The sequence below is a fragment of the Bacillus sp. EE-W1 genome (assembly GCF_009760835.1).
Lineage (GTDB): Bacteria > Bacillota > Bacilli > Bacillales > Bacillaceae_G > Bacillus_A > Bacillus_A wiedmannii.
In genome coordinates this window covers 48,637-64,789 of the sequence record NZ_WIPE01000064.1, presented here as the reverse complement: position 1 = coordinate 64,789, position 16,153 = coordinate 48,637, and the positions used below count along the sequence as shown (strand labels likewise).

The 16,153-nt window shown below is 33.2% G+C and carries 18 protein-coding genes; 14 read left to right on the top strand and 4 right to left on the bottom strand.

Translation table 11 applies throughout. The annotated features are described in order from the left end of the window. The first annotated feature begins 423 nt into the window (after window positions 1-423). The 7 genes from GFJ36_RS15110 to GFJ36_RS15080 all read left to right on the top strand — a co-directional run bounded on the left by GFJ36_RS15110 (window position 424) and on the right by GFJ36_RS15080 (window position 5,161). Window positions 424-1,209: a class I SAM-dependent methyltransferase gene (locus tag GFJ36_RS15110; RefSeq protein WP_097891902.1), complete on the top strand. Its 786-nt coding sequence runs from the start codon at window positions 424-426 to the stop codon at window positions 1,207-1,209. Window positions 1,210-1,278: 69 nt separating this feature from the next. Next, entirely contained in the window at window positions 1,279-1,467 is a 189-nt protein-coding gene (locus GFJ36_RS15105) for a DUF3970 family protein (protein WP_000621879.1), read from the top strand. Window positions 1,468-1,544: 77 nt separating this feature from the next. Next, entirely contained in the window at window positions 1,545-2,510 is a 966-nt protein-coding gene (locus GFJ36_RS15100) for a nucleoside hydrolase (RefSeq protein WP_097891905.1), read from the top strand. A gap of 172 nt (window positions 2,511-2,682) precedes the next feature. After that, entirely contained in the window at window positions 2,683-2,925 is a 243-nt protein-coding gene (locus GFJ36_RS15095; protein ID WP_000638305.1) for a GlsB/YeaQ/YmgE family stress response membrane protein, read from the top strand. Between the two features lie 77 nt (window positions 2,926-3,002). Continuing rightward, window positions 3,003-3,398 carry a hypothetical protein gene (locus GFJ36_RS15090; protein ID WP_000847587.1) on the top strand — a complete coding sequence of 132 codons (396 nt, stop codon included), beginning with the start codon at window positions 3,003-3,005 and terminating at the stop codon, window positions 3,396-3,398. A 220-nt stretch (window positions 3,399-3,618) separates the two neighbouring features. Next, complete coding sequence (locus tag GFJ36_RS15085) at window positions 3,619-4,476, top strand: aminopeptidase (protein WP_087983801.1); 858 nt, start codon at window positions 3,619-3,621, stop codon at window positions 4,474-4,476. A gap of 16 nt (window positions 4,477-4,492) precedes the next feature. Continuing rightward, complete coding sequence (locus GFJ36_RS15080; protein WP_097891908.1) at window positions 4,493-5,161, top strand: YjgB family protein; 669 nt, start codon at window positions 4,493-4,495, stop codon at window positions 5,159-5,161. A gap of 76 nt (window positions 5,162-5,237) precedes the next feature. Here the strand turns inward: GFJ36_RS15080 and GFJ36_RS15075 are convergent, their stop codons facing one another. Beyond that, window positions 5,238-6,464 (bottom strand): MDR family MFS transporter, encoded by a 1,227-nt coding sequence (locus tag GFJ36_RS15075; protein WP_060487113.1) that lies wholly within the window; start codon window positions 6,462-6,464, stop codon window positions 5,238-5,240. A 101-nt stretch (window positions 6,465-6,565) separates the two neighbouring features. Here GFJ36_RS15075 and GFJ36_RS15070 point away from each other — a divergent pair, with 101 nt between their 5' ends. From GFJ36_RS15070 to GFJ36_RS15050, 5 genes are all read left to right on the top strand, one after another. Next, on the top strand, window positions 6,566-8,302 hold the full coding sequence (locus GFJ36_RS15070; protein WP_097891911.1) for an ABC transporter substrate-binding protein: 1,737 nt from the start codon (window positions 6,566-6,568) through the stop codon (window positions 8,300-8,302). A gap of 159 nt (window positions 8,303-8,461) precedes the next feature. Further along, on the top strand, window positions 8,462-9,085 hold the full coding sequence (locus tag GFJ36_RS15065) for a YhbD family protein (RefSeq protein WP_087980731.1): 624 nt from the start codon (window positions 8,462-8,464) through the stop codon (window positions 9,083-9,085). Window positions 9,086-9,098: 13 nt separating this feature from the next. After that, window positions 9,099-9,809, top strand: coding sequence for a bactofilin family protein (locus tag GFJ36_RS15060; RefSeq protein WP_097891914.1), 711 nt, complete (start codon window positions 9,099-9,101; stop codon window positions 9,807-9,809). Between the two features lie 18 nt (window positions 9,810-9,827). Further along, window positions 9,828-10,535, top strand: a complete 708-nt coding sequence (locus GFJ36_RS15055) for a cytoplasmic protein (RefSeq protein WP_087983805.1) — start codon at window positions 9,828-9,830, stop codon at window positions 10,533-10,535. A 23-nt stretch (window positions 10,536-10,558) separates the two neighbouring features. After that, window positions 10,559-12,094 (top strand): MDR family MFS transporter, encoded by a 1,536-nt coding sequence (locus GFJ36_RS15050; protein WP_087983806.1) that lies wholly within the window; start codon window positions 10,559-10,561, stop codon window positions 12,092-12,094. 54 nt (window positions 12,095-12,148) lie between these two features. Here GFJ36_RS15050 and GFJ36_RS15045 read toward each other — a convergent pair whose 3' ends face one another. Next, a complete protein-coding gene (locus tag GFJ36_RS15045) occupies window positions 12,149-12,469 on the bottom strand; it encodes a hypothetical protein (RefSeq protein WP_087983807.1) in 321 nt (106 codons plus the stop codon). Between the two features lie 253 nt (window positions 12,470-12,722). On the opposite strand from GFJ36_RS15045, the gene GFJ36_RS15040 reads away from it, so the two are divergent. Then, a complete protein-coding gene (locus tag GFJ36_RS15040) occupies window positions 12,723-13,502 on the top strand; it encodes a BC_2878 family exosporium-associated protein (RefSeq protein WP_087983808.1) in 780 nt (259 codons plus the stop codon). Between the two features lie 264 nt (window positions 13,503-13,766). Continuing rightward, a complete protein-coding gene (locus tag GFJ36_RS15035; RefSeq protein ID WP_098230681.1) occupies window positions 13,767-14,537 on the top strand; it encodes a GNAT family N-acetyltransferase in 771 nt (256 codons plus the stop codon). A 119-nt stretch (window positions 14,538-14,656) separates the two neighbouring features. Here GFJ36_RS15035 and GFJ36_RS29170 read toward each other — a convergent pair whose 3' ends face one another. Both GFJ36_RS29170 and GFJ36_RS15030 read right to left on the bottom strand, forming a co-directional pair. Continuing rightward, the gene (locus GFJ36_RS29170; RefSeq protein ID WP_088122379.1) at window positions 14,657-14,830 is read right to left on the bottom strand and encodes a hypothetical protein; all 174 of its coding nucleotides are present in this window, start codon (window positions 14,828-14,830) and stop codon (window positions 14,657-14,659) included. Window positions 14,831-15,077: 247 nt separating this feature from the next. Further along, a complete protein-coding gene (locus tag GFJ36_RS15030) occupies window positions 15,078-15,509 on the bottom strand; it encodes a GNAT family N-acetyltransferase (protein WP_097891918.1) in 432 nt (143 codons plus the stop codon). Window positions 15,510-16,153 lie beyond the last annotated feature (644 nt).

The window sequence follows — 16,153 nt, the reverse complement described above, 5'->3', positions numbered from 1 at the left end:
TGCTTGTTACTCATACTTCAAGTTTCAAACGATAGAAGCTAAACAAATTGAAAAAGCTTACAAAACTGTAATGTTGTTGTCACGTTTTCCGATAGTTCGAAATAAGTAAATCCTTCTATAATACAAATAAGTTACATAAAATAAGGGGGTAAAAAGATGGATGAAGTGATTGGAGAAGTTGCAGCGGGTATTTGTGAGTTTGTGGTGGAAGTAACGGCAGATGTTATTGGTAGCCTATCTTCAGGAAATGAAGAAAAGGAAAAAGAAACTATATAGAAAGCTAAAAACTGTGAGATATATTCTTACGGTTTTTTTATTTTTTCAAAGCAACATATAATCTGTCCAAAAGAGGAATTGAAAATATGAAATAGAATGTATTAGTTATCTGAATCGTGTAAAAAACAATTGAAAGAAGATGATAAAATGAGTAAAGAAGAGCTTGTGAAACAGCAGTTTGGTAATAATGCGGAAAAGTATGTGAAAAGTAAAATTCATGCTAAAGGACCGGATTTACAATATGTAGTTCAACAAGTTGAGTCTCGTCATAATAATCGTCTTCTTGATATTGCTACTGGCGGTGGACATGTTGCGAATATATTAGCTCCATTGTTTAAAGAAGTAGTTGCCTTAGACTTAACAGAAAAAATGTTAGAGAATGCGAAAAATTTTATTATCAGTAATGGACATGAAAATGTATCTTTTATTGCTGGAAACGCTGAAAGTTTACCGTTTGCTGATGGTTTTTTTGATACAATTACGTGCCGAATTGCAGCACATCATTTTACGAATCCACCTCAGTTTATTTATGAAGTAAATCGTACGTTAGAACATAATGGATTGTTTATTTTAATAGATAATGTTTCACCGGAAAATAATGAATACGATACATTTTATAATTTTATAGAAAAAAAGCGGGATCCGAGTCATGAACGAGCGCTGAAAAAAACAGACTGGATTTCCTTGTTAGAAAAAAACGGTTTGCAAATGCAGTCATGTCTAACTTTTGACAAGAAATTTGAATTTGACTGGTGGTGCGATATGATGAATGTACCTTTGCTGAAACGTATGAAATTAACAGAGTGTATGATGAAAACACCAGTTGAAATGCAAGAATTCTTTCATATTCAAATTGAAAATAATAAAATAAATTCGTTTTATACTGAAATGGCATTGTTTGTATGTAAAAAAAGCGCGACATTAAAAAGATAAATTTCTTGCAGTCTTTTCAAAGTACGTTATACTTAGTACAGAGAAAATGAGAATTGAGGAAAAGTAATAATGATTCGCGTACGTATTGAAGGAACTGAAGAAGAAATGCTTGAATTTATGGAGAAAATGCCGGACATTCCTGGATTTGAAAAAACACATATGAGAGAACCGAGAAAAGGGAATAATCCAAAATACGATTCAAGTAAGAATGTATTAGCGTATTTATCATATAAAAAGATTGAAGTCGCCAATAAATAGGCGGCTTTTTTAGTTGGCACTGTTTCACAGCCTTGTCTTTTTTACATAATAATAATAGTAGATTATGTTGAAGAGGGGTGAGGATAGTTAAAAAGAAAATCATCTTTTTTGGAGACTTTGGTATTGACGATGCTGTGGCGTTAATTTATGCAAATAAAACATGTAAATTAGATATTATAGGTATTGTTGCTGAATATGGGAATGTATCGCGAGAAATCGTAACAGAAAATGTGTATTTTTTAGAAAGATACTATGCTACAGAAGTGAAAATCATTGAGGGTGCAGCTAGACCAATGACAGCTGAAGAACCTTTGTTCTTTCCTGAAATTCATGGGGAGCACGGCCTAGGCCCAATTATTCCACCTGATATAAGGATTTGTAAACGGGAAAATTTTTGTGAGTTAATTAAATTAATCGAGCCTTGTCCAGAAGATATTATTATCGTAGCGACTGGACGATTAACAACATTGGCAACGTTATTTTTATTATATCCAAATGTAATGGATAAGGTATGTTCATATTATATTATGGGCGGTGCGTTTTTATTTCCTGGTAACGTTACGCCTGTATCAGAAGCTAATTTTTATGGGGATCCAATCGCCGCAAATATTGTGATGAAGTACGCAAAAAATGCGACTATTTATCCGTTAAATGTAACACAAGCAGCCCTCATTACTCCTGAAATGGTGGATATTATTAATAAAGAAGGAACAGGACAGGCGAAACTTATTAAACCGATGATCGATTTTTATTATGAGAACTTTTATAAAAAAGAATACCCGGGTATTGCTGGAAGTCCGATTCACGATTTACTTCCGTTCATTTCCTTTATTAATGATGATATTTTTGAATATAAAAAGTCAGCAGTTTGGATCAGTACGACAAATGATGTAACAAGAGGACAAAGTGTGGCAGACTTTAGAAAAATAGCCGAGCCAACAACATTTGATAATAGACCAATTCAAAAAATTGCAGTTGGTTTTGACTATCCTGCATTTAAAGAAGAGTTTATGCGGACAATATTAAAGCCTGACTGTCCTTAATATGTGTATTACGAATAACATCAACCTCGAGTCGAAAAACTGGCCGTTCATTATTTTGAAATAATCTAATAGTTGATCTGTATGAATAACTATTGAAAAATGTAACATAACTAATGGTAAGCAATTGTTTCTAATTATATTTTGATTGGTAAAATATAAAGGAGGTTATCATATGATTTGGTCTTTAATCGTCGGTGGTATATTAGGATGGCTTGCGAGCTTAATTACTGGAAAGGACGTACCTGGTGGTGTAATTGGTAATATTATTGCTGGTATTATCGGTTCATGGATTGGTTCGAAATTACTTGGTAGTTTTGGTCCAGTCATTGGTGGATATGCAATTATTCCAGCTTTAATCGGTGCGATCGTTTTAATTTTCATCGTAAGCTTCTTATTACGAGCAATGCGAAAATGAATGTAAGGACTGTTTACATTTGTAAGCAGTCCTTTTTATATGTTATGCTAGTATTATACAATCAGGAGGTGTCAGCATTGAAAACATTTACAGTAAATTTCCATCAAGAAGATAATGCTAAAGCGACAACAGTACATAAATTAAGTGAAGAGGACTTCAACAAAGCAACAGAAAAAGGCACTCGTCATCTATTTGATTTAGATACAAACGTTGGATTCTTCGTATTCTTTGACGCAGAAGATGCAGAAGGAAACGATCAATACTTAATGTTACAATACGAAGGTGATCATGAAGAGCCAACTGCGTGCTACGGATTTGATTTAAAACTATACTATCAATTTTTAGCACTGTACTTAAATGATCTTGAGTTCCAAGGTGAAACAGATGAAGAAGAGGAAGAGTATGGCCCAATTCATCATTTAGCTCACTTGCTTTATCATATTGTTGAAGATGGTAAGTCAATCGAAGTGTAAAAATACATATGTAAAGCTGTCCTTTTTGGACAGCTTTTTTTATTATTATGATGAATGTTATGATTTGCATAATGGTAAATGGATTTCTGATGGTGATAAATGGTTTGATTAAACAGAAAAAGCAACAAGGAAGGCTCATCCCTCTTTGTTGCTTTTTTCTACGTTTAAGGAAGGATTGCGGTGTATATGACGAGAAGGGATATATAAGGAGATGGGAAAAATGATAAATAATACAATTCCAAGTTTTTTGAAAGTATGGGAAAGTGATAATGTAGAATTAGAAGTTCTTAACCAATATTTCATTTCGCATCCAGAGATATTTGAAGAATACTTTAAGTATCATTGTCCACATACGAGAGAACGTCTTTCTACTGCCATTAAACAATATCCCGCAAAAATAGAAGGTATTCATATCATTGCAGAAACATTACCGATTATTATTCAAGAGATAACGAATGAATATCATAATAAATATAATCTTGATGTAAATATGCGGTTTCATTTATTTGTTGGAACTTTTGGCTCTAATGCATTTGTAGAAAGGGAAATCATTGGTGACATATTTTTTGCAGCAGAAAAATTATCTTCAGATGTAAATCATCTTCGTGTTATTGTCGCTCACGAAATAGGCCATATATATCATAATGTTATGTTACAAAATGATGGGATGGATTGGGAAAAAGCTGAGTGGACTGACGCGGCAGTTACTTTGTATCGTGAAGGTGTTGCAACATATTTATCAAAACAAATTATAAAAGGCGTAAATGAATCAGTGTACTACTCATATAACAATGATGGTGAACGTTGGTTACAATGCTATATAGAAAATGAAAAACAAATAAAGAATCGTTTTTTGGAAGATTATATAGAAGGATGGACGTTCGAAAAAGAGAAAGAGTGGTTCCGGTTATCTGGCGGACAATACTTTGGATACAACCGAATTGGTTATTTTTTAGGAACAGCTTTTGTAGAGGGTGTTGTACAAGCACTAGGAGAAAGTGAAGCATTTATTTTTTGGAACAAATATAATTTGAAAAGTAGCGTAATGGATTGGTTATCGAAAGGAATAAGATTATAATAGGGGGCTGAAATGTATGAAAGTGTATGTAAAGATAGCTATGTTATTTCTCGTTTTTACATGCCTATTGGCATTAGTAGCATGTAAAGGGACAGACGAAAAAAAGGAAACAAACTCAACCTCTGAAAATAGTAAAAACGAACAAAATAATTCTTCTGAAGAAAAGAAAGAGCCTGAAGCAAAATCAAATAATGAAGGATCAGCAAAACCAAAGACAGATTCAAGCACGAAAGATACAGTAATCAATCAAAAATCAATTGACCACATTAAAGATTTGTTTGAACTAGCGAAAGAAGGAAAAGTACCTAATGTTCCGTTCGCAGCTCATACAGGAGATATTGAAGAAATAGAAAAAGCGTGGGGGAAAGCAGATAAAACAGAACAAGCAGGTAACGGAATGTACGCTACCTTTACAAATAAAAATGTTAGCTTCGGTTTTAATAAAGGATCACAAGTTTTTGATGTACGCTCCTATCATGCAGAACTGAAATCAATTACATTACAAGATATAGAGAAAGCATTAGGAAAACCAACTTCAGTTAAGGTAAATGGGGAAGACAAAATATATGTATATAAAGTAAACAATCAGTTTGAGTTAAAATTCATTATTCCAAAATCGACTGGGAAGGTAAATCATATTTCGGTATTTTCACCAGAAGATAGTATTAATAAAATGGCAGGGTAAAAAAAAGGATGTCACGAAAGTCTGGAGACTTTTGTGACATCCTTCTTTTTACTGTTAAAAGGATGAGGGACGCAGCCTATAAAACATGGGGAGTATGTTCTGAAATATCTTTTTTTATTTTATTACGCTCTAAATTTTGAACAAAAAGAGCTTGAATAATGCCCCCAATTATTAAGAAACAAGCACAAATATAAAATAGCATACTACCGTTTAGTTTACTTAGTAAAACCGCACCAATAACAGGACCGCACGTTCGAGATATATCCCAATGTAATCCATAAATTGAAAAATACAATCCACGTTTATCTGTAGGAGCGATTTCTGAAACGAATCGAAGTAAATGGTTGAAAGCAATACTTTCTCCAATGACTAAAAAGAGTAATGTGAAAAATAGTGACAAGATTGTTGCTGAAAATCCGTAGCCAATTGCAGCTATCGTAAAGCAGGTGTAAGAAATAAGTATAATTTTCGCCATAGAAAATCGTTCAGACCATTTCACGAGAAAGATTTGCAGAATGATTTCCATAATAGCTTTGCATGTTGAAATAAAAGCAAGCATGAATACGAAATCTGGAAATATATCTTTAGCGAAAATGCGATAATTTGTCTCAGTTTGAGCATAAAAAAAGCTAATAGGAATTGTAGAAATCATAAGTCCCAAAACGGCGTAATGTTTGTGTACAAATTGTTTTGGAGATGATACTTCAAATTTTTGCTTTGGTGTTGTAAGTACTGGAGCAGTTTCTGGAAGCTGCGTCCATACAACTACTGCATATACCATAAGTGTAATGCTTTGCATGATAAATAAATATTCAGGGTGAGTTTGATAAAAGATAGCACCAATTATTGGACCAATTACGGAACCAATTGCAGCCATTGTATGCAAAAGAGCAAAAATTTCTGCTTGTTGTTTTTGTTTTGTTAAATCGGCAATTTGTGCACGTTGAGCGGGAATATATAAGGAACGGCCAACCCCATTTATGACGTATAACAGTGCAAATATAAAAACAGATTGAGCAAAGACGAAGCTGCCGATTGCAACGCCTTGTAGCAATAATCCGAGCAACATAATTTTCTTTCGCCCATATTTATCAGTAACTCCCCCAGCAATAAGTGTAAATATGATGTCTGAAAGAGGTTGTAGTCCAAAAATGAGCATGGTGATTATTATATTACCGTTTAACATTTTATTAACGTAAATAATCATAATGAGAGCTAACATGGATTCAGTTGTTCGGGTTAATAATTCGCCCCACAGTCTTATAATGATTGGTTTATTATAACGTAGTAAAAGATTGTTCAATATTAATTCCTCCTTTCTATATTGAAATGATAAGATGAAAGGAGAATTGGAAAAAGGGTAGAAAGAATAAGGAGTATTTTTCACCTTTTAGGGGGAATATGATGTTTATTTTAGATCAATACATTGAACTATGGATTGCCTATGGCAAAAGGGAAAAAGAAGGAGAACAATTAGAAATAACAGTGCAAAATATATCCGAAACATTATTTTGTACGGAACGTAATAGTAAATTAATAATAAAAAAATTAGAAGAACTACGTTGGATTACTTGGTTTCCAGGGCGTGGAAGAGGGAATCGTTCTAAACTAATATTTCAAAAGCAACCGATGACATTAATTTTAGAAAAAGGAAAAGAATTAACGAAAAAAGGAGATGTGAAAAGTGGAATCTCATTTGTAGAACGCTACAGCTCACAATTTTCATCAATAAAGAAAGAGTATGAAGCTTGGGTAGATTCCATATTTGGTCATCAAATAGAACGGACACCTGAAGGAAGAAAAGACGTACTTCGTTTACAAGTACAAATGAACCTGGACATCGCTTTAGATCCAGTTTACGCTACGATGCGCTCAGAATGTCATATGGTTAAACATATTTTTGATACACTCGTATATGTGAATGAGGAAACAAATTGTATAGAGCCAAGACTTGCTTTTCACTGGCAATATAATGACGCTGACAAGGTTTGGACATTTTATTTAAGAAAAGGCATTTATCTTCATAATGGAAAACGACTTACTGCACATGATGTTATCCATTCATTGAATCGATTTATGAAAACTGAAAACAACCCACACGCATGGATGTTACAACATGTTGAAAGCGTCCGTGCAGTGGATGAATGTGTTGTTGAAATTCAATTACATGCTGAAAATAGGATGTTTTTACATATGCTTAGTGCAGAACAGTGTTCTATCGTACATGAAGATGAAACAGGAAACTTCATTGGTACTGGGCCTTTTACATTACGAGAGAAGAATGCATATTTATTTGTACTAGAAGCACATGATTTATATTATCGCGAAAGACCTTTCCTTGATCGAATTGAACTGTTGAATGTGGAGCAAAGTGTAAATACATATGACGTGTTAGTAAAGGCGCAGTATAAAGATAAAGAAAAACATAATAAAGAAATTTCTCGGCTTGAATCGAACGTAACATATGTAACGTGCAATCTTGTAAAAGAAGGACCAATGCAAGATGAGCTACTTCGAAAGGCGCTACATCAAATTATTCATGGCGATAAAATTGTTCAAGAACTCGGCGAAGAACGCGGAGAAGTGGCAAAGAAACTAATATTAGCAGATGAAAGCATAGTAGAAATTGAGGAAGATATAGAAAGTTTAATTAAGAGAAGTAAATATCATAATGAAGTGCTACAACTTTATACATTTACAGGACGAGATCACGTTGAAGATGCACAATGGATACAAAAAGAGTGTGCGAAGTACGGGATTTATGTAGAAAATAATTTTCTTGAAATAGAAGATTTATTAGAAATGAGTACGATACAAAAGGCTGATATGATGCATGATAGTGCAACAATTAGCGAGCGAATAGAAGATAGTCTGCTTTATATGTATCTGACAAAAAACAGTTTTATTCATGGGCAAAGCAGCATGGACTTTCATAAAACGTTGTTCCCATATTTTAAAAAAGAACAATTAGAGAATAGAGTTACATTGTTACGCGATATTGAGGACACTTTGTTACGTCATATTCATATTATTCCTTTATACCGAAACAAACAACAAGTAACTTCTCACGAAAAAGTACAAAATATAATGATTAATTCACAAGGGTGGATTGATTTTTATGAAATATGGTTTACATGTTGATAAATAAGGGTTTTTACGCATTTTACATGATGTGTAAGAGCCTTTTTTTCGTGTGTGAAACAGGTTTGTTTTACACATTTTTACGCTACTTATGATAAAAGTCTATTTACAGCGTAACAGTGTTATGTTACATTATTGTCAGGAAGGAGTGTTATACAGTTGAGTACAGATTTAATTTCAAAAAAAGATTTATTAGAACTAACTGGTATTTCATACGGACAGTTATATAGGTGGAAAAGAAAAAATTTAATACCGGAAGATTGGTTTGTACGAAAGTCAACATTCACGGGTCAAGAGACATTTTTTCCGAAAGAAAAGATATTAGAGCGTATTGATAAAATCCAAACGATGAAAGAAGATTTATCACTTGATGAACTAGCAAATATGTTTTCACCGAGTGTTAGAGAAATTCTTTTAACAAAAGAAGACGTCTTACGTAAAGGAATTGCATCAGAGCCAGTTTTACAATTCTTCATAGAACAAACGAATAAAACAACAGAGTTTCAATTTGTAGATATTCTTTATGTGTATATGTTAGAAGAGTTACTACAATCGGGAGAGATTAGTTTAGAAGAAGGAAAAATGGTCTTGCAAGTTTTACGTGAAAATTATGAAGCGATTAAGCATAAAACTTGTGACTTAATCATCGTCCGAAAGTTAGGGATTTCTACATGTTTCTTAGTTTCAAATGTGGACGATTTAATTTTTGAAAAAGGTACTAAAATTGTTTTACGCGAAGCGATTATGAAATATACCGAAGCATTAAAAACGAAACTGTTGTAGTGGAGGAGAAAGTATGCGTACAGATAATTTGATTATAAATGGTTACGGTTCATCGAATGGCGGCGAGTTTCATAAAGTGCAATTAAATGGAAAAGGGACTGTTAATGGAAATATTGAATGTGACCAATTTGAATGTAACGGATATGGTGCTGTTACTGGAAATTTGAAAAGTAGTAGTGCAAGAATTAGTGGATCAGGTAAAGTTGATGGTACAGTTATTGCGGAAACGATGCGAATTGATGGGAAAGCAACAATTACGCAAGATGTGAAGGCAAACAGTTTAAAAATTGCAGGAAAAGGTACAGTAGGCGGAAATGTAACTGGAGAAGAGTTTAAAATCAACGGTCAAGCAACGATTGATGGGAATTGTGAAGTGGATACTTTTTCTTCAGAAGGACAATTTACAATTGGTGGATTATTAAGCGCCGATGAAATAAATATTAATATTCACGGTACATGTCGAGCAAAAGAAATTGGTGGTCAAACGATTAAAGTAAAACATAGACTAAGTACTTTTAGTAAACTGTTTAAATCAGTATTTGGTATGCAGTTAGAGGCTGAACTATTAGAAGGTGACAATATTGATATTGATTATGCTCACATAAAAACGGTAAGAGGAAACAATGTGACAGTAGGAGCGAACTGTGAGATTGAACTCATTGAATATACGGGTGTTCTTACTGTCGATAAAAGCGCAAATGTAAAAGAAATTAAGCAGGTTTAATGGGAGGGAGAAAGTAATATGGAACATCAACATAGTCTTACTGTCAATGGCTCTGGTAGTTCAGCAGGTGGGGATTATAACAAAGTGAAGATTCGCGGTGAAGGAACGATTTCTAATGATATGAGCTGTAATGAATTTAAAACGTACGGCACGAGTGAAGTGCGCGGTAATATGAAGGTGAAAAATTATGTCGTGTATGGAGATAGTGAAGTACAAGGAAATGTAGATGCGGAATATGTAAAAGTATACGGAAATACACAAATGAATAGTGATGCCCATATTGAAAAAACGAAAGTAAGAGGTATGATAGAAGTTAAAGGGAAGTTTACTGGTGATTTCGTAGATGTGAAAGGCGCTTTAAATGTGAAAGGAGATATTGAAGTTGAAGAACTATCACTAACTGGTGGCCTTGAAAGTGATGGATTACTTAATGCTGAAAATATTGAAATTTCACTTCGTTATGAAGGCAGCAAAGTGAGAGAAATCGGCGGTAAAAAGATTACCGTTCGTAAAAAAGCGAGATTTATTCCATTTACAAGTCATGCTGGAAGCCTCCAAACGTCTATCATTGAAGGAGATGAAATTTATTTAGAGCATACGATTGCTGAAGTAGTACGAGGAAATAACGTTACCATTGGTCCAGGATGTGAAATTAGTGTTGTAGAATATCATACTAGTTTTAATCAAAAAGGTAATGCAGTTGTAAAAGAACATAAACAAATATAAGTAGTACGAGGGAGAGCAAGGTTATGGTTGAGAAGAATAATAAGCTCGGCTTTGTTGTGGCGGGCTTATTGCTAGGTATTTTAATGGCATCAATGGACAATACCATTGTCGTAACAGCGATGGGAACGATTGTTGGTGACTTAGGAGGCCTTGAAAACTTTGTATGGGTCGTTTCTGCCTATATGGTCGCAGAAATGGCAGGTATGCCGATATTCGGAAAACTATCAGATATGTATGGTAGAAAGAGATTCTTTATTTTCGGTTTAATCGTCTTTATGATTGGTTCGGCACTTTGTGGTACTGCTGAAAATATTACACAGTTAGGTATTTATCGTGCCATTCAAGGTATTGGTGGCGGGGCATTAGTGCCGATCGCGTTTACTATCGTTTTTGATATTTTCCCTCCTGAAAAGCGCGGGAAAATGGGTGGATTATTCGGAGCAGTATTTGGTTTATCAAGTATTTTTGGCCCGCTGCTTGGTGCGTATATTACAGATTACATAAGCTGGCACTGGGTATTTTACATTAACTTACCGCTTGGCGTTTTAGCACTTATTTTTATTACATTCTTTTATAAAGAATCACGAGTTCATAGAAAGCAAAAAATTGATTGGTTTGGCGCAATTACTTTAGTTGGTGCAGTAGTTTCGCTAATGTTTGCTTTAGAACTAGGTGGACAAAAGTATGATTGGGATTCTAACTTTATTTTAAGTTTATTTGGCGGATTCGCTATTTTAATTATTGCATTTATTTTTATTGAACGTAAAGTAGAAGAACCGATCATTTCATTTGAAATGTTTAAACAACGTTTATTCGGAATGAGTACCATTATTGCATTATGTTACGGTGCTGCGTTCATGTCAGCAACTGTATACATACCGTTATTCATTCAAGGTGTATACGGTGGTAGCGCAACAAACTCAGGATTATTACTTTTACCGATGATGTTAGGATCAGTCGTAACAGCGCAGTTAGGTGGATTTTTAACGACGAAGCTTAGCTACCGAAACATTATGATTATTTCTGCTGTTATTATGCTAATTGGACTATTCTTATTAAGCACATTAACGCCAGAAACAAGTCGTATATTATTAACGGTTTATATGATTATTATTGGATTTGGAGTAGGTTTCTCATTCTCTGTACTAAGTATGGCAGCTATTCACAACTTCGGTATGGAACAGCGCGGATCTGCAACTTCAACGAGTAATTTCATTCGTTCATTAGGAATGACACTTGGTATTACAATCTTCGGAATGATTCAAAGAACAGGTTTTCAAGATCAATTAGAAGAAGCTTTTAAAGGTATGAGCGGAGGAATGAATACAAACGCTTTAGGAGATTCAAGAGCTATTCTATCAGAATCGGCAAGATCTCAAATCCCGCCGCACATATTAGATAAAATTATTGACGCTCTTTCTAGCTCCATTGTTCAAACATTTATGTGGGCATTAGTACCAGCAGGTCTAGCATTCATATTTATTTTCTTTATGGGAAATGAGCGTATGGTAATTAAGAAACAGCAAACGAATAAAAAGAGTGAAACATCAAAAGCGTAATGAAAAAGCTCCTTTCCAATTGGAAAGGAGCTTTTTCGTATGTACGGATTTAGATTAGCCTTCGATAATTTCGTATTCTTCGTCTGCTAATAATAAAATTTGTGTTTTCTTACCTTTGTTTTGAACTTCGATTACATCGTATGCACCTAAGTCTCTTAGTTTGTTTTGAGAAGCGTTAACCATAACTTCCATAGAATCAATTAAGATATCTTCTTCAATGTATGATTCAGGCAATGCCATATCTTCTGTTTCTAATACACATGCATATAGATTTTGTAAGTTTTCAGTAGTTGGGTTTTGTTCCTCAACATCAATGATGTTCTTTACTGTATCCATATTTTCTTCTTTTGCTTGGTACACTTTAATTTTAGCCATTGTTTTATTCTCCTTTATAACGTAATCGTAGAGGCTACACCTTATTATAACGTTTTTTTCATGAAAGATGAAATTGTTATATGTATTTATAGGGAAATTTATGTGCTATTACTCATTATTGGCGTAATTTCATTATTAATGTGATAAGTAAGTACCTATATTCCTGAGTTAAAGTTATATTGTCCAAGCTTTTTTATACTCCGTTCATAGTATATGTATTAGATAAAACATATAGGGAAGGGATGGAGTGTAAGTGGGTTGTGAGCCGAAACGAAATTATCAATGCTGCCAAAATAGTATTTGTGAATTTTTGCGAAGTCTAGAGCCTTTTACAAAAGTTGAGAGTATTGTAATCGCCGGAAACGAAATTGTTGTATCTTATTTTCTTTCATTTAATAAGAGGAATGGTATCGTATCCTTCGTACAAGAGGACAATGAGGTTATTTTTGTAGATTGCTCTAGGATTGATGCAATTCGAATAGGAAAAGTTTGTAGTTGTAAAACGAAAGTTAAATTTATTGAAGAGGATTTTAGTTTACTTGGGAATGTTTGTCCGCAATGTTTAACAGAGGGTAGTACACTCTTTTTTGACTTTCATAATCCAGAATTGAATTTATCACTACAAGCAAAAACAATTGATGCACCTAGTTGTACTGAATTTATAGATGAACTGGGGAATGTCGTAAAGCAAATTACTATAATAGGTGAAGCGATAGTTTCTAAAGATTTTGTTCAAGTGCCGGAACTATTAAACTTTCGACTAGTTTTATCTGATACGGCTGCGAATCCTTTAAAGTTTGGAATACTGTTCATAAATTTCCCTGATTTTACGTTTATTATTCTTTTCGCATCGAGTGGATACCTCAACATTTCGAACTGTTTGAAAATCGAGAGTGGAACTGGTAATGCTGAGATAGAAGAGATGAAAAAGATGATAATGAATGACAATAATACGTACAAGTCAGTTGTTAAATTGACTAAAGTATATAAAAATGGAGAAACAGAATCATATATTTATAAGAATGAGTTATAACAAATGTATTTAAATGAACCCTCAAACCATTGTTGAGGGTTGTTACATAATAAAAGATTATAGATTGTAAATTACTATTAAGTATATTTACTGTTAACCTTTATACTGGGCAGTCATTTACTATTCATTAGATGTTATAATAATTTTATATTTATGAATAATTTATAATTATATGGAGTTTAGTAGCCGTTTGCTTATATGTAGAATAAAAGGACTTATGAAAGAAGTAGAAGTACATTGAGTCTAACGAAAGAAGGAATTTGAATGATATATGAAGCGAGTATACATACGAGAGAAAAATTAGTTACTATGTTCGAGGATTTCAATAACGTTGTTTTACTTTCTTATTTACAAGGACATATGGGTACTGCTTGGGTAAATGATCTTGAAAACCCAACAGTAGCGCAAGTTACGGTAGGGATTTTCACATTTTATGCTGGGGATCCAAATAGGAAAGAAACAGAAGAATTACTACGTAACATTCCTGATAGAATGTTAGTAATCGTAAATAGTGAAGAGTGGAAAAAGCGTTTAGAAACATTTTACGAAAGAAAAATAGATAAGTTTTTACGCTATAAATTCAAACGTAATGCGGAAGTTTTTAATCGTTCAAAATTACAATCTTTTATATCAGCGCTTCCAAAAGGATACGAGTTACGAAGAATAGATGAACATATCGTAAATATCCCTACACTACATAAGGTCTCTGAAGATTTTACAAGTCAATTTCAATCAGTAGAAGATTATTTAAAACGAGGTATAGGGTATAGTATTTTGTACCAAGGTGAAGTTGTATGCGGTGCATCATCGTATAGCATTTATGATAATGGGATTGAAATTGAAGTGGCGACTGATCACAATCATAGAAGAAAACGGTTGGCGACTATAGTTAGTGCAGCGCTAATCTTGGCCTGCTTAGAAAAAGAGATATATCCAAACTGGGATGCTGCGAATACTACGTCTGCTAAACTGGCAGAAAAACTAGGATATGTTTTTGATAAGGCATATGATACGTATTTTGTGGATAATAGATGAAATCATTTTTAAATAAAAGAGCAGCTAGCAAAAGCTAACTGCTCCTCTCCAAAGCAGAATGGAGAAATACAATCATGTTACTTACATTATTGACAGAACAGTAATTTTTAATCCAATAACTATAAAAGTTTAGATAAAATATCTTTGATTAAACCTGAGGCACCGATAAAGAGTACTGATAAAAAAACGATTGAGAATATACTTTTTTTAGGTTTTTTAAATTCTAGGTAAATGTTAAAAATAGCACCAATTGCAACTACAATAAAGATAACGAGTCTTATTACATCTATCATGAATAACGCTCCTTTTAATTACTTAATTGTATTATATAGGAATTCACCTTCAGATTAGTTTATTGGAATACGAATTAAGGTAATTTTAAACAAAATAATCTTTTATACAAAAGTAAGGTTAGTGGAAAAAGGAAACGTATGTAGTAATTGTATAACTTGTAGAAGCTGATGGTGACCAAATAAAGTACGGTTATTATTTGAGTGGTCTAGTAATTTATATTTTTGTATACGCTCTCTTTAGGCATACTTACAACTTAAATAATAAAACATGCTTATCATAATGATCTAAACACCAATTATATTTTTTTAGAATAATTGGATGAACTACTTCTTTCGTAGTATCAACCTCAGTATAGCCATATTTCTTATAAAAGTTTTGTAATTCCTCAAAAGGAAGACAGTATACATGTTGTACTTGTAATTTCTTCGCAGTTTCTACTAAAAATGAAACAAGTTCCCCAGCTAATTGTAGGCCTCTAAATTTAGTGAGAATAAAAATCCCGCCCATTTCCATCGTATCTTCATCTATTTGGACTAATCGGCCAACACCTGCATACTCGTTGTTGTAAGTAATAATTGCAACTTTATCCCTTTTTAAATCACTTCTTACAAAACCTATTGAGTCATATTGATTATTAATCCATTCTAAATCATTAGATGTGGCTAGTTGAATACTCATATACGCCCTCCTTCAGAATACTAGCTCTATCTTCAGTATATAGAACGTAAGATGCTATATCAAAAAAAACTAGCTATAGCACATTTGTTTAAGTTATTAGTTGAAGGTGTGGGTTTGTTGGTATTGAAATGATAGCTTCATCAAACAGAGGATAATAACCTTGTGAATTTAGTGTTACATAGTCAAAATGAAAATTAGTTCATGCGTTCGGTAACGCATTATTGTTTAAGCGTATAGAGTTTATAGGGTTAGTAGCTACTGTATTAATTGAAACTATTAAGGAAAAGTGGTAATCATCAGTCTGAGTGATAAAAATCCTCCAGAAAAAGAAAAGGGATATAAATATAAGAGCACTTCGAAAAGTGCCCTTCAGTAACGACTACTCATTCTAAAAAGAAAGGATGCAATATATCATATGAAGTTAAGTGTATTTAATTATGGGCCTTTATATAAAAGTTTTATTTTGTTTTAAATAAATAGGCGGTTGTTTCCTCAACTACCTTTCAGTAAAACAAAGCACTTTTTCTGAAATAAATTATGGATGGTTCCTCAAAAAGGCTATAGGATATACTCATATTTTTATAACTAAAGTGACGAGCTTAGGTTATAAGAAAGGAAAAATTATATTGTATGAAATCTATTCT

Bases quoted from the DNA above. Each gene is read 5' to 3' on its own strand.
- GFJ36_RS15110 (WP_097891902.1), top strand. From the start codon at position 424: ATGAGTAAAGAAGAGCTTGTGAAACAGCAGTTTGGTAATAATGCGGAA.
- GFJ36_RS15105 (WP_000621879.1), top strand. From the start codon at position 1,279: ATGATTCGCGTACGTATTGAAGGAACTGAAGAAGAAATGCTTGAATTT.
- GFJ36_RS15095 (WP_000638305.1), top strand. From the start codon at position 2,683: ATGATTTGGTCTTTAATCGTCGGTGGTATATTAGGATGGCTTGCGAGC.
- GFJ36_RS15085 (WP_087983801.1), top strand. From the start codon at position 3,619: ATGATAAATAATACAATTCCAAGTTTTTTGAAAGTATGGGAAAGTGAT.
- GFJ36_RS15080 (WP_097891908.1), top strand. From the start codon at position 4,493: ATGAAAGTGTATGTAAAGATAGCTATGTTATTTCTCGTTTTTACATGC.
- GFJ36_RS15070 (WP_097891911.1), top strand. From the start codon at position 6,566: ATGTTTATTTTAGATCAATACATTGAACTATGGATTGCCTATGGCAAA.
- GFJ36_RS15060 (WP_097891914.1), top strand. From the start codon at position 9,099: ATGCGTACAGATAATTTGATTATAAATGGTTACGGTTCATCGAATGGC.
- GFJ36_RS15055 (WP_087983805.1), top strand. From the start codon at position 9,828: ATGGAACATCAACATAGTCTTACTGTCAATGGCTCTGGTAGTTCAGCA.
- GFJ36_RS15050 (WP_087983806.1), top strand. From the start codon at position 10,559: ATGGTTGAGAAGAATAATAAGCTCGGCTTTGTTGTGGCGGGCTTATTG.
- GFJ36_RS15045 (WP_087983807.1), bottom strand. From the start codon at position 12,469: ATGGCTAAAATTAAAGTGTACCAAGCAAAAGAAGAAAATATGGATACA.
- GFJ36_RS15035 (WP_098230681.1), top strand. From the start codon at position 13,767: ATGATATATGAAGCGAGTATACATACGAGAGAAAAATTAGTTACTATG.
- GFJ36_RS29170 (WP_088122379.1), bottom strand. From the start codon at position 14,830: ATGATAGATGTAATAAGACTCGTTATCTTTATTGTAGTTGCAATTGGT.
- GFJ36_RS15030 (WP_097891918.1), bottom strand. From the start codon at position 15,509: ATGAGTATTCAACTAGCCACATCTAATGATTTAGAATGGATTAATAAT.